This window comes from Lichenifustis flavocetrariae (assembly GCF_026130545.1).
GTDB lineage: Bacteria > Pseudomonadota > Alphaproteobacteria > Rhizobiales > Beijerinckiaceae > Lichenihabitans > Lichenihabitans flavocetrariae.
This window is the reverse complement of record NZ_JAMOIM010000006.1, coordinates 264,731-278,692: the sequence shown is the minus strand read 5'-3', so window position 1 is coordinate 278,692 and position 13,962 is coordinate 264,731. Positions and strand designations below refer to the sequence as shown.

The 13,962-nt window shown below is 64.3% G+C and carries 9 protein-coding genes; 5 read left to right on the top strand and 4 right to left on the bottom strand.

What is annotated here, in order from left to right; all coding sequences use genetic code 11:
- Positions 1-17: 17 nt before the first annotated feature.
- The 4 genes from glgX to M8523_RS11860 all read right to left on the bottom strand — a co-directional run bounded on the left by glgX (position 18) and on the right by M8523_RS11860 (position 6,705).
- Positions 18-4,238 (bottom strand): glycogen debranching protein GlgX, encoded by a 4,221-nt coding sequence (gene glgX / locus M8523_RS11875; RefSeq protein WP_282585077.1) that lies wholly within the window; start codon positions 4,236-4,238, stop codon positions 18-20.
- Positions 4,239-4,303: 65 nt separating this feature from the next.
- The gene (locus tag M8523_RS11870) at positions 4,304-4,978 is read right to left on the bottom strand and encodes a YoaK family protein (RefSeq protein WP_282585076.1); all 675 of its coding nucleotides are present in this window, start codon (positions 4,976-4,978) and stop codon (positions 4,304-4,306) included.
- A 95-nt stretch (positions 4,979-5,073) separates the two neighbouring features.
- Positions 5,074-5,595 (bottom strand): DUF2937 family protein, encoded by a 522-nt coding sequence (locus M8523_RS11865; RefSeq protein ID WP_282585075.1) that lies wholly within the window; start codon positions 5,593-5,595, stop codon positions 5,074-5,076.
- Positions 5,596-5,673: 78 nt separating this feature from the next.
- On the bottom strand, positions 5,674-6,705 hold the full coding sequence (locus M8523_RS11860) for an aldo/keto reductase (RefSeq protein WP_282585074.1): 1,032 nt from the start codon (positions 6,703-6,705) through the stop codon (positions 5,674-5,676).
- Between the two features lie 311 nt (positions 6,706-7,016).
- On the opposite strand from M8523_RS11860, the gene tkt reads away from it, so the two are divergent.
- The 5 genes from tkt (at position 7,017) to M8523_RS11835 (ending at position 13,958) form a co-directional block, all read left to right on the top strand.
- A complete protein-coding gene (tkt, locus tag M8523_RS11855; RefSeq protein ID WP_282585073.1) occupies positions 7,017-9,158 on the top strand; it encodes a transketolase in 2,142 nt (713 codons plus the stop codon).
- 18 nt (positions 9,159-9,176) lie between these two features.
- Positions 9,177-10,325: a transaldolase gene (gene tal, locus M8523_RS11850; RefSeq protein ID WP_282585072.1), complete on the top strand. Its 1,149-nt coding sequence runs from the start codon at positions 9,177-9,179 to the stop codon at positions 10,323-10,325.
- Positions 10,326-10,426: 101 nt separating this feature from the next.
- Positions 10,427-11,449, top strand: a complete 1,023-nt coding sequence (gene gnd, locus M8523_RS11845) for a phosphogluconate dehydrogenase (NAD(+)-dependent, decarboxylating) (protein WP_282585071.1) — start codon at positions 10,427-10,429, stop codon at positions 11,447-11,449.
- 5 nt (positions 11,450-11,454) lie between these two features.
- Positions 11,455-13,095, top strand: a complete 1,641-nt coding sequence (gene zwf / locus M8523_RS11840; RefSeq protein WP_282585070.1) for a glucose-6-phosphate dehydrogenase — start codon at positions 11,455-11,457, stop codon at positions 13,093-13,095.
- Entirely contained in the window at positions 13,092-13,958 is an 867-nt protein-coding gene (locus M8523_RS11835) for a Cof-type HAD-IIB family hydrolase (protein ID WP_282585069.1), read from the top strand. The genes zwf and M8523_RS11835 overlap by 4 nt, the downstream gene beginning before the upstream one ends.
- The last annotated feature ends 4 nt before the right edge of the window (positions 13,959-13,962 follow it).

Below are 13,962 nucleotides of genomic sequence, written 5' to 3'. Positions count from 1 at the left end.
CCGGCCCGGCTTCGTGGTCAGACTTTGACGCTTTGCAGCAGAGTTCCTTCGGTCCTGGCCCGGTTGAAGATCTCTTTCGTATCGGCTGACAGCCGACGCCGCCAATTCGGACGTTCGCGGTCGGTGCCGGGCAGGTTCACCCCCTCCTCCTCGCCCACAAGATCTTCGGCCTGGGTGACCACGAGCATCGAGGGCGCTTCGGCCACGAAAGCATGCACGGCACGTGACAGGGCCGGGAAATCGTCTCCCTCGGCCAGTTCTGGTTGCCCCACGGCCTCGGCAAGCCTGACGCGGTCCTTCGTGCGCTCCGCCGTGGCGCGTTGCGCATCCTCGGGTGTCAGCTGCCCGATGGCCTTTCGCTCCGTGATGTCGAGGCCACGCCACCATCCGGCGAGCGGCGCGATGTCATGTGTGGCCACACAGGCCACCGCCGTGCGGGGATAGTCCCGCGCGGGCTTGAACCGGGTCTCGTCGCGCTCGAAGAACAGCACCCGGTAAGCCAGGATGTCATTGGCCGCGAGCGTCTCGCGGAACCCTTCCTGCACGGTGCCGAGATCCTCGCCGATGACGAGGCATCGGGCCCGATGGCTGGCGAGCGCCACATCGGCCAGGTTGGCCGCGAAATTGTTGGCCACATAGGCTCCCGCCGATCCCGGCATGCCATCCGGCACCCAGAACAGGCGCGAAAGCCCCATCGCATGGTCGATCCGCAACGCGCCGGCATGCCGCATATTGGCGTCGAGCAACGATCCGAACAGGCCATTGCCGACGCGATGCCGGGCCATCGGATTGGGCGGCGGCAGGCTCCAAACCTGTCCGGCGGCCGAAAACGGATCGGGCGGCGACCCAACCGAGACACCTTGGGCATAGGAGGCCTGCTCGCTCCATGCCTCGGCGCCATCCGGGGCGCAGCCGACCGCGAGATCGCGATAGAGGCCGAGCGACAATCCCGATGCGTGGCCCCGGGTGACGGCCCGCCCAAGCTGTCGATCGCTCAGCCATTGCAGGTAGGTGTGGAACCGTATGCGGTGCTCATGGGCTGCGGCGAAATCCGCAACGGCGCGTCCGACGGGATCCCGCAAGGCGGATGGCCAGATCTGCCAGTGCTTGTCCGGATGGGTCTCGGCGATGGCTTCGAACGTCGCGAAGCGCCGCAGCGCGGCGCCTCCAGCCGTCACGAAGGCGGTGTAGTCGCGTTGATCTTCGTCCCGCGGTCGCGTGGCACGGCGTTCGTCGAAAGCCTTGAAGGCCGCTTCCAGCACGGCGCTCTTGCCGGCCCAGACGGCGCGATAATCGACCAGACGCTCCGCCCGGAGGCGCGCGAAGGTGGGTGCCTCGCGATCGAACGTAAGCTGCACCTCGGCGGCTTCTCCCAGAATGTCCGGGCTCTCGACGTCGAGATAGATCGGATCGAGGAAGCGCCGGTCGGACGGGTTGTAGGGGCTCGCACGGTCGCGGTTGGCGGCGAACATGGCATGAATCGGATTGATGCCGATGAGGCTCGCCCCGTTTTGGGCGGCGCCTTCGGCGAACTCCCCCAATGTTGTGAAATCGCCGATCCCGGCATCGGCATCTCGCCGCAGCGTGTAGAGATGGGCCGCAACCCCGAAGGCCGATCCACCATCGGCAAGATGCCCGGGCAGGAAGCAGCGCTGCGGCGCGACCGTCAGGGTGCAGCCGGCATCGGGTGCGTCTTCGAGCACGATCTCGTGGCGGCCGAGAGGCTGCGGCGGCAGCGGCAGGTCGAACACGGCAACGGGCGTGCCGTCCGCGGCCGTCTCCTGCCGGCGCAGGGCCGGGTCGAGTTTCAGCGTGAGGCGCGCCCGGCTGCCGTCGTCCCTGCGGATCGCAACCGCCAGGGAGCGCCCCTCCAAATGCTCGGTGTCGGCGACCCGCAACGTCACGGCATCCCCCTCGCGTCTCGCGAGCGCGCGCGGCAGGCGGCGGCGGTCCCGGATCGCCGCGATCTCCCGCAGGCTGTCGCGCGCCTCGCCGGTCGTCCGGGCCGGAAGCCCCATGGCGGCCAGCAGGGCCTGCTTGGTCTCCGCCGACACCTGATGGCCGGCGCCGTTGATCTGAGTCCATTCGGGCGCGATGCCCACAGCCTGTGCGAGACGGCTCAGGACCTCCGGTGCGACGTCACGGCTTGCCCCTGGCTCCGGCTCGGCACGAGACTCGACGAACAGGAGAACGCTGCGGGCCGGGACTTCGAGCGCGGCCGCGCCAGGGAGCACACGCGCCTCGGTCTCCGCGGCGGCTCCGGTGTCGAGCGCGAGCCGCCACACGCGATTGGGCCGGGTCGCCGGAAGGGCGACCGAAGCCGTCTCCCGACCGGCATGGAAGACGGCGACGACCCGGTTCAGACTGTCGGCGGCACCCGGCGTCGCGGCGGCCAGAACTGCGACGAGGGTCGTGGCCGCATGGCGCTGCCAGTCAGCGTCCTCGGGGACGCGTCCGTCGGCGAGTTGCCAGACCACGTCCGCAACGCCGATATCGTCGCTGTCTTGACCCGTCAGAAAACGGTCGCGCCCGATGGCCGGGTTGGTGGCACGCAACGCCGTGAGGGCCGCGATGAAGCCTGGCATCGCGGCGTCGGCCCGCCCCCAGTCGGTCCAAGAGATCTCGTTATCCTGCGCATAAGCGTTGTTGTTGCCGCCCTGCGTGTCGCCGGTCTCTGAACCGGGCCCGAGCATCGGCGTTCCGCGCGACAGGAACAGCGTGGCGAGAAGATTGCGCTGGTCGCGCCGACGTGCTTCGATCACGGCCGGATCGTCGGTGAAGCCTTCGACTCCATTGTTCCAGGCGTGATTGTCATTCGTGCCGTCACGGTTCTGTTCGCCGTTGGCCTCGTTGTGCTTGTGCGCATAAGAGACGAGGTCGTGCAGCGTGAAACCGTCATGGGCTGTGACGAAATTGATGCTGCGCGAGGGGCGGCGCTTCAGCCAGAACTTGTCGGTCGACCCGGACAATCGGGTTGCGAGGGCCGCGATCGAACCATCGCCGCGCCAGAACCGGCGGACGTCGTCGCGATAGCGGTCGTTCCACTCGCCCCAGACACCGCTGAAGGCTCCCACCTGATAGCCGCCCGGCCCGATGTCCCAGGGCTCGGCGATGAGCCGAAGCGACCGCAGCACCGGGTCCTGTTCGATGGCGCTGAGCAGTGGGGCGGCGGCCTCGAACCCCGAGGCGCGGCGCCCGAGCGTGGTCGCGAGATCGAATCGGAAGCCGTTGACGCCGCCGAAGCGGGCCCACGCGCGAAGCGACTCCATCACCAGATGCACGACCGCCGGATGGTCGGCCCGCAGGATGTTGCCGCAGCCGGCATCATTGATGTAGCGGGCGGCATCGGCCGGATCGAGTCGGTAATAGGAGGCGTTGTCGAGCCCGCGCAGCGAGACGGTCGGCCCAAGTTCGTCGCCTTCGCCGGAATGGTTGTAGACGACGTCGAGGATCACCTCGATGCCCGCGGCATTGAGCGTGGCGGTGGCCGTCCTGATCTCCTCCCAGCCGCCGGGCGCCAGCCGAGGGTCGGGTGCCAGGAACCCGACCGGGTTATAGTTCCAGTAATTCGTCAAGCCGAGCGGCGGCAGGTGGCGCTCGTCGAGCGAGGCCGCGGCAGGCAGCAGCTCGATCGTGGTGATGCCGAGCGCCGTCAGATGCGCGACGACGGCCGGTGACGCAAGGCCCGCGAAGGTGCCGCGCTGCGCCTCGGGCACGCCCGGATGCAGCTTGGTGTAGCCGCGCACATGCAGCTCCGCCACAACCATTCGCTCCCATGCAACCGCGCCGGTCCAAGGCGCGACAACGGGTGGCGCGGAGACAATGCCCTTCGGCATGGCGGCTGCGCTATCGGCCGTATCGGCTTCGCCCGTGTCCGGCACAAAACCGAAAAGGACGGGGTCGAGCACGAACGACCGGTCGACGGCCAGCGCATAGGGATCGAGCAGCAGCTTGGCCGAATTGAACCGATGACCTGCATCTGGCCTAAAGGGCCCAAAGGCGCGCAGCCCATATCGCGCGCCGGGTCCGATGCCGTCGATATGGCCATGGAAGACGTCGCCGGTGCGGCCCGGAAGGCGGATCCGCTCGACCTCATGCGTGCCGGTCTCATCGAAAAGGCAGAACGCGATCGCCTCGGCGTTGGCGGAGAAGACTGCAACATTGATGCCGCTTCCCTCGACCGTCACGCCTCGCGGCTCGGACCGCCCTTCCTGCACGCGCGTGTCGTCCGCAGCCATATCGCCCATTCCCGTTTCGCTGCGGGGGGTTATAGGGCACGGTCGTCAAGAAGCCCTCAACTTTGTTAGCCGAGCGGGGTGACGTGCCCCAGGTCCGCCTCACCCAGAAGCTGCGGCATCGCCCAGACCGTCAAAGTGAGGAAGAGAGCCGCCGCGACGGCGACCCAAAGGGCACCAAGCTGGAGATAGGGGTAAATGGTGGCGCCAAGATACGCACCCACGACGAGCCCGCTCCAGAGCATGGCGTAGGGGAGCCAGGACCAACGGTTACGGCCGAGCAGCGCCCCGGTGAGACGTTGGCCGAATTTCACGAGCGTTCCGGTCATGTAAGTGAGGCCGATACTCACGTCTCCATTGCGCTGGAACACGGCATTTTCGGTTCCCATGGCCAAGACCATGGCGATGACCGCCGGCCGATCCTGGCCCGATTGGTGCAGGGTTGCGGCGATGGCGAGGAGGAGCGTCACCAGGGCCAGAACAGCGGCCGGTCGGCGTGTTCCGGCGACATAGGACGTGAAAGCCCCCAACATTACGCCCAGCACGAAGGTGCCGACGAGTGTCCCGGCTATCCCGGCTTCAGGACGCTCCAGCGCGAGTCCGACGGCGAAACGCGTGGAATTGCCGCTCATGAACGACGCGAAATACCCACCGAGATAGAGAAACCCGACTGCATCGACGTAACCCGCAATGGCTGAAAGCCCGACCGCCAATAGTTGAGACGGCTTGTCGTAGTGAATCATTCCGCGATCTGCCAAAGGCTTGGAATTTGGCCCGGTCGAGGCCAATAGCGGTCGGACCCGAGCTTGTCAGCCACGATCATCTCGCGGCGCGACACCTATCGCACGGGAACGTGCGCCGGATCCGCGAAGCCGGGCCTGTGGCGGCGTCGGAATGGCCATCCCAGGCCGTGCGTCACCAGCCAGCCTCCGGCAAACCCCAGCAAGGCCGCCACAAGGCCGCCGAGCGTCACGGGCAGCGCCGGCTCGAACTCCGCGTAGGCGCCCGCCGCGATCCGGGGATCGAAATCCTCCGCGAAGACCGCATAGCGCGACAACGGACCGGCGACCGCGAAGGCTTGGCGTTGTCGCTCGAGCCGTTCGACGCGTGTGACCGTCGTCTCCATGTCGTGGCCCCGTCCCTGCGCCAGGGGATCGGGATTGTCTTCCAGACGGGCGATGCCTTGTGCCCTTGTCAGCGATTGGCCGGCCGAATCGTGATCGAATTGCGTCACGACGCTGCGCAACTCATCGATCGCTCCGCCCAGGCGCTGACTGTATTGCTGCACGAACTCAGGGAGTTGTGAGGCAAGTGCAGCCACCAGGAGGGCCACCGCCACGGCAAATCGGCGAAACAACATGTGTCCGGACCCCCTGCGGCCAACTCGGGCTTGGCCGCAGAGCAGAACGAATGGCAGGCGTCCGGGTTGCCTCCCTGCTCAATTCGGCGTGTGGGCCGCCGGGTTGAGGAGACCGGCGCTTTTCAGATCGGACCACAGAGCGCTCGGGATCGTCTCCTTCATGGCGGCAGCATTCGCGTCGATCTCGGCCCGCTTCACGGCCCCCATGATGACCGTGACGACCGCCGGGTGGAAGGTCGCGAAATGAAGCGCGGCCCGCTGCAGCGGAACACCGTGGCTTTCGCAGATCTTCTGGATCGCCGCGACACGGGCCAAGATCTCCGGCGACGCATCGCCGTAATTGTATTTGGCACCCTTGATCGGCCCGGTGGCCAAGATCCCGGAATTGAAGATACCGGCCAGGATGATGCCGATGTTCTTCTCGACCGCGAGCGGCAGGAACGATTCGAGCGCCGGCTGTTCGAGGAGCGAATAGCGACCAGCCATCAGGATCACGTCGAAATCACCGGCCCGAGCGAAACGCTCGCACATGTCGGCCTCGTTGAGACCGCAGCCGATCGCCTTCACGGTGCCGTCGGCCCTGAGCTTGTCGAGCGCCTTGTAGGCGCCCCCCATGGCCTCGGCGAATTTCGCCTCGACGTCCGTTCCATGGGTCCAGACGTCGCAATCGTGGATCAGCAGCACATCGATCCGGTCGAGCCCCGTGCGCAGCAGCGAATGTTCCACGGAGCGCATGGCACCATCGTAGGTGTAGTCGAAGCGCGCCTTGTGCGGAAAACCGCCGGCAAAGCCTGGCGAAAACACATTCGTGTCCTTCGGCGCCACCGGTTCGAACGGATCCATGACCCGGCCGACCTTGGTGGAAAACACGACCTCGTCGCGCGGCATGGTGCGGATGGCCGTGCCGCAGCGCGATTCGGAAAGACCGTTGCCGTAATGCGGGGAGGTGTCGAACACCCGCATGCCGGCGTCGTAGGCCGCCCGCACCGTGTCGATCGCCTTCATCTCGTCGAGCTTCTCGAACAAGTCGCCCAAGGGGGCCGCGCCGAAGCCAAGCGGACTGAACGGAAGTGAGGCTCCGGATCTGGTGGTGAAATTTTTCGTCTGCACTGTTTCCTCGCCCGTCGGGCGCATTAGGTGCGCCGCATATGGTCGTCTCCAGGATATCAGCTGGCGCCGCATTGGCTAGCATGTTTGTGATCCGCCTCCCACGACGCGGCTTTAAGCTTGAGCTTTGCTTCGAGGTCGCTACATCTGTGTCATCGGCCCGACATCGACTGCTGCGCTTGATTCCCATTGGATCGGGCAAAGACGGTTTTGAGAGCCGAGATGAACATTAACCGGGGCTTCGCGTTGACAGGGGTTGTCGGCCGGGGTTCGGGGCCGTTTGCCTTGGCGGGCGGAAGACAGGGAGCGTAAAAATGGCGGCAGTTGTCGACACTGGTCCGAAGGTCGTGGATGCGGCGGCGGAAGCCAAAGCCAAGCTCGAACTTTTGAGCATCAACACGATCCGGACGCTTTCGATCGATGCCGTCCAAAAGGCCAATTCCGGCCATCCCGGCGCTCCGATGGGTCTGGCCCCGGTGGCCTATACGGTCTGGCAGGACTTCCTGAAGTTCGACCCGCAGCATCCGATTTGGCCCAACCGCGACCGCTTCATCCTTTCGGCCGGCCATGCCTCGATGCTTCTCTACTCGGTCTTGCATCTCGCGAAGGTGCAGGCGGTGAGCGACGACTACAAGTCGCTCAACCGGGAGGCGGTCTCGATGGACGACATCAAGAACTTCCGGCAGCCCGATAGCGCGTGTCCGGGCCATCCCGAATATCACTACACCACCGGGGTCGAGGCCACGACTGGTCCGCTCGGCCAAGGCATTTCGATGGCCACCGGCATGGCGATCGCCGAAAAGTGGCTCGCCACGCGCTACAACAAGCCCGACTACAATGTCGTCAATTATCAGATCTACGCGATCTGCTCGGACGGCGAAATGATGGAGGGCGTGGCGAGCGAGGCGGCTTCGATCGCCGGGCACCTGAAGCTCAACAACATGTGCTGGCTCTACGACGCCAATTCGATCACGCTGGACGGGCCCGCCGACTGGGCCTTCAGTGAGAATGTCGCGACCCGCTTCCTCGCCTATGGCTGGAACGTGTTGCATGTGCCGGATGCCAACAATCTCGGTCAGTTGCGGATAGCGCTCGCCGAGTTCAAGCGCGAGACCGCGCGTCCGACGCTGATCATCGTCAACAGCCATATCGGCTACGGGTCCCCCAACAAGCAGGACAGCAACAAGTCACACGGCTCGCCCCTCGGCGAGGACGAGGTGAAGCTCGCGAAAAGGTCCTACGGCTGGCCTGAAGACGCGCATTTCCTGGTGCCGGATGGCGTCTACGAGGATTTCCAGAAGGGTGTGGGAGCGCGGGGCGCCGATGCCTACCGGGCCTGGGAGGACATGTTCGGCAAGTACAAGTCGGCCTATCCCGAGCTCGCGGCCGAGTTCGACGCGATGGAACGCCGCGAGTTGCCGCCCACTTATAGTGACGCGATCCCAACCTTCCCGGCCGACCCGAAGGGCATGGCCACGCGCGAAGGGTCGAGCAAGGTCGAAAACGCCATCGCGCCGCACTTCCCCTGGTTGATCGGGGGGTCCGCGGATCTCGACTCCTCGACCCTGACCAAGCAGACCGCCAAAGAGGCCGGCAGCTTCTCGGCCGTCAATCGTGCGGGACGGAATATCCATTTCGGCGTGCGCGAACACGCCATGGGGGCGATCACCAACGGCTTGGCGCTCTCCAAGATCCGCCCCTATTGTTCCACCTTCCTGATCTTCTCGGATTATCTGCGCCCGACGATCCGGCTCGCGGCCCTGATGGAACTGCCGTCGATCTTCGTCTTCACGCATGATTCGATCGGCGTGGGCGAGGACGGCCCGACCCACCAGCCCGTCGAACAGATCGCGAGTTTGCGGGCCATCCCGGGCCTCATCACAATCCGGCCGGGTGACGCCAACGAGTGTGGTGAGGCTTGGCGTGTCGTCCTCGGCCTCAAGCACGAGCCCGCGACGCTCATTCTCAGCCGTCAGGCGATGCCGACGATCGATCGCCAGAAGTTCGCGGCCGCCTCCGGACTTGCCAAGGGGGCCTATGTCCTGGCCGATCCAGAGGGCGGCAAGACGCCGGAGGTGATCCTCATCGGCACCGGAAGCGAATTGCAGATGTGCGTGGCCGCCTGGGAGACGCTGACTCAGGAAGGCATCGCGGCGCGCGTCGTGTCGATGCCCTCCTGGGATCTATTCGAGAAGCAGGATCAGGCCTACCAGGATGAGGTCTTCCCGCCGCAGATCGCGGCGCGTGTGTCGGTCGAACAAGCCTCCGTCATGGGGTGGGATCGTTATGTCGGCCGTCTGGGCGCGATCATCGGCATGCATACGTTCGGGGCTTCGGCTCCCCTGAAGGCTTTGCAGACGAAGTTCGGCTTCAGTCCGGAAAAGATCGTCGAGGCTGCCAAGCAGCAGATCAAGCGCAACGGCAAGGCGGCCGCCGTCAGAGACGCGGCCGAGTAACGTCAGGAGACCAGGATCATGAATCCACTCATCGAACTGTCGGCCCTCGGCCAGTCCCCATGGCTTGACGACCTCCACCGCGACCTCGTGTTGAAGGGCGGCCTCAAGAAGATGATCGATGAGGAAGGGCTTCGGGGCATGACCTCGAACCCATCCATCTTCGAGAAAGCAATCGGCGAGACCGACGAATACAAGGACGAACTGCAGGACCTTCTCAGCAAGGGCCAGCTCGACGACATGGCGATCTATGAGACGCTTGCGGTCGCTGATATCAAAGCGGCCTGCGACGTGTTCCGTCCTGTCTACGATAAAACGCACAAGCTCGACGGCTATGTCAGCCTGGAAGTGCCGCCCGGCCTCGCCATGGAGACTGGCAAGACGGTTGAGGAAGCCAAGCGGCTCTGGAAGCTCGTCGGGCGTGACAATCTGATGGTGAAGGTGCCGGGCACGACTCCCGGCGTTCCGGCCATCAAGGAATTGATCGGCCAGGGGATCAACATCAACGTGACGCTGCTGTTCTCCATCGGCGCCTACGAAAAGGTGGTCGAATCCTATATTGCGGGGCTGGAGACCTTCGACAAGGCGGGCGGCGATGTCTCGAAGGTCGCGAGCGTTGCAAGCTTCTTCCTGAGCCGGATCGACACCGTGGTCGACAAGCAGTTGAGCGAGCTTCCCGCCGACAAGAAGTCCGATGGTGAGAAGCTCAAGGGTAAGATCGCGATCGCTTGGGCGAAGCTCGCCTACCAGCGCTGGATCGAACTGTTTTCGGGCGCCCGTTGGGAAGCCCTTGCGGCCAAGGGCGCGAAGCCGCAGCGTCTGCTGTGGGCCTCGACGGGCACCAAGGACCCGGCGCTGCCGAAGACCTATTATGTCGATGCGCTGATCGGCAAACTCACCGTGAATACGATGCCGGATGCCACCATGAAGGCATTCGCAGCAACCGGAACCGCCAAGTCCGATACGATCGAATCCGACATCCCCGGCGCAAAGGCCGCGATCGAGAGCCTGCCCAAGCTGGGCATTTCATTGCAGACGATCACGGACGATCTCGTCGAGGATGGCGTCAAGAAGTTCGTCGATTCCTTCGACAAGCTGCTGGGCGGTGTGGCCAAGAAACGGCGCGAACTCGCCGGAGCGGCTCCCAATCCCAAGGAAGCAGCGGCCTGAGGCTCTCGGTTCTGCCGGACGGCTCGATCCCGAGCGTCCGGCATCTTTCAGCGAGCGGCTTCCCGGGTGGGAGAGCCTGCACTGTCTAGCAGGAGTGGTGGATGCAGATTGCCGTCGTCGGCCTCGGTCGCATGGGTGGAAATATCGTTCGCCGCTTGGAGCGCAACGGTCACACGTGTGTCGTCTACGATAAGAACTCCAAGGCAGTGGACGATCTCGTCAGCACGGGCAGCACGGCCGCATCGTCGATCGAAGACATTGCCAAGCATCTTACAGATAGGCCTCGGGCCGTGTGGGTCATGCTTCCCGCGGGACAGATCACGCAGTCGACGGTCGAAACGCTCGGGGGCTTGCTGGAGAGCGGCGACATCATCATCGACGGTGGCAACAGCTACTACAAGGACGACATCAAGCGCGCCAAGGTTCTGGCCGAGAAAGGCATCCACTACGTCGACGTCGGAACATCCGGTGGTGTCTGGGGGCTCGACCGCGGCTATTGCATGATGATTGGCGGCGACAAGGTCGCGGTCGATCATCTCGACCCGATCTTCAAGACGCTCGCGCCCGGCCGGGGCGACATTCCCCGCACCCGGAACCGGGAAAACATCCCCGACCACCGCGCCGAAGAGGGCTATATTCACGCGGGCCCGGTCGGATCGGGTCACTTCGTCAAGATGGTGCATAACGGCATCGAATACGGCCTGATGCAGGCCTATGCCGAAGGCTTCGACATCCTGAAAGGCAAGAACTCGTCAGACCTCAAGGACGACGAGCGCTATGACCTCAACCTGACCGACATCGCCGAAGTCTGGCGGCGTGGCAGCGTCGTGTCCTCGTGGCTCCTCGACCTCACGGCCTCGGCTCTGGCAGGCAGCCCCAACCTCGAACATTTCTCCGGCAATGTGGCCGACTCTGGCGAGGGGCGCTGGACCATCGAAGCGGCGATCGAAGAAGCCGTGCCGGCCAACGTCCTCTCGACGGCGCTCTACACCCGGTTCCGTTCGCGCCAGAACCACACATTCGGCGAGAAGATCCTGTCCGCGATGCGGTTCGGCTTCGGGGGCCATGTGGAGCTCGGCGAGAGCGCCACAAGTTCACCGAAAGACTACAAGGCCGCGGAGTAGCCGCCATGAACGCACCTGCAGCCCCGGCCGTATCAAAACCTGAGCGGTCGGCGACCGCAGGGCGACCGAGCTCGGCTAAGCCCCCCGGTCCGTGCCTCCTGGTGATTTTCGGCGCCGGCGGTGACCTCACCAAGCGACTTGTCACGCCTGCGCTTTATAACCTCGCCTGCACGCACCTCCTGCCAGAGAATTTCGCCATCATCGGCGTCGATCACACCGCCAGCGACGATCAGGCGTGGCGTGATCATCTCAGCCAAGCCATGCAAAGCTTCGTCGGAGGAACGGGCGAGTTCGATCCTGCGGCGATCGATCAGACGGCTTGGACTTGGCTCACCGAGCGCATGTACTACCAGGTCGGTGACTTCGAAGATTCCAAGTCCTTCGACACGCTGCGGGATCGGATCGCCGAAATCGACAAAGCCCACGAGACCGGCGGCAATGTCATCTTCTATCTCGCGGTCGCGGACCGGTTTTTCGGCCGTGTCATCGACGAGCTCGGCAAAGCCAAGCTCGTCGATGCTGATGAACCGGCACCGGCCGATGAGGCGAAGCCGTGGCGCCGGGTGGTGATTGAAAAGCCGTTCGGCCACGATCTCAAGTCGGCGCGCGACCTCAACGCGCGCATCCTCAAGGTCTTGGACGAGGACCAGATCTTTCGCATCGACCACTTCCTCGGCAAGGAAACGGTCCAGAACATCATGACCTTCCGGTTCTCGAACGGGATGTTCGAGCCGCTCTGGAATCGCGATCACATCGATCATGTGCAGATCACTGTCGCCGAGACCGTCGGGGTCGAGGCGCGCGGGTCGTTCTACGAGGCGACGGGCGCGCTACGCGACATGGTGCCGAACCATGTATTCCAGCTTCTCTGCATGACCGCCATGGAGCCCCCGACTTCGTTCGAAGCCGATGCGATCCGCTCGAAGAAGGTGGATGTCTTCAAGGCCATCAAGCCGGTCGAGCCGCATCATGCCGTGCGTGGCCAATATGAATCGGGCTCGGTGCTGGGCAAGTCGGTGCGAGCTTATCGCAGCGAACCCAACGTCGACCCGCGTTCGAACGCCGAGACTTATGCGGCGCTGAAAATCGACATCGACAATTGGCGATGGGCGGGCGTGCCGTTCTATATCCGCACCGGCAAATACATGACACGCCGGTCCTCCGAGATCGCGATTCAGTTCAAGCAAGCCCCGATGGCCTTGTTCGCCGAGACGGGATGCGAAGCTCTGCGCACCAACTGGCTCGTCATCCGCGTACAGCCCGAGGAAGGGATCTCGCTGCAATTCGAGGTGAAGCGTCCCGGCCCCACCGTCGAACTGCAGACGGTGAAGATGAACTTCGCCTACAAGGACTGGTTTCCGCCGCAACAAAATGTCGGCTACGAGACTCTGCTTTACGACGTCATGACCGGTGATCAGACGCTGTTCCAGCGCGCCGACCAGGTTGAAGAGGGCTGGCGGATTGTCCAGCGCGTCCTCGACCAATGGGCGAAGACGACGCCCGACGACTTCCCGAATTATATCGCCGGTACAGCGGGACCCGCTGCCGCGGACGCACTTCTGGCTCAGGACGGTGGGCGAAGCTGGCGGCCCGTCGCGGTCGACGCCGGCCCGAAACCCCTTTCGACGGGCTTGGCCTCGAAATGACGGACAAGCTTCCAAAGATCCCGATCGCGCTCGTCGTGTCCGACGTCGATGGCACGCTCGTGACGCGGGATAAGCGGGTGACACCCCGGGCACGTGCGGCCGTCGAAAATCTTCGGCGCCAGGGCATCTACTTTACGATCATGAGTGCGCGACCGCCTGTCGGCGTCAGCGCCATCGTGAGAGCACTCGATCTTCCGGGGCCGATTGGAGCGGTGAACGGCGGGGCACTGATCCGTGGCGATCTCTCGGTGATCGAGCGGCTCTACATGCCCGCGAAGGCAGCCCGTGAAAGTGTCGCGTTCATCCGCCGGCACGGGATCGACGCTTGGCTTTTCACCGATACCGAATGGTTCTTGCGGGATCCTGAAGGCGCCCATGTCGAGCACGAGAAGAAAACGCTCGGCATGGATTTCACCGTCGTGGATGAGTTCGACGATGCGCACTTCGACCAGGCGTTGAAGATCGTGGCCGCGAGCCACGATCATCCCTTGCTGGAGCGCCTTGAGGCCGAGTTGCAGGCACTCCTCGGTCCTCACGCGTCCGCCACGCGCTCACAAACCTATTATCTCGACGTCACACATCCAGAGGCCATCAAAGGCTTTGGATTGCTTGGCATCGCCCGGTTGCTGGATATTCCGCCCGAGGCCGTGCTGGCAATCGGCGATGGCGTCAATGACATCACGATGCTGCAGCAGGCGGGGTTTGCCGTGGCGATGGGCAATGCCAACGATCTCGTGAAGAAGCATGCCACCGTAATCACGGGTGATTGCGACCAGGAAGGCTTCGCTGAGGCCATCGAAACCTTCGTGCTCGCCGACCCACGGCGCGCCGAGAGACTCGCCGACGAAGATCTCGCGTCATAGCCGG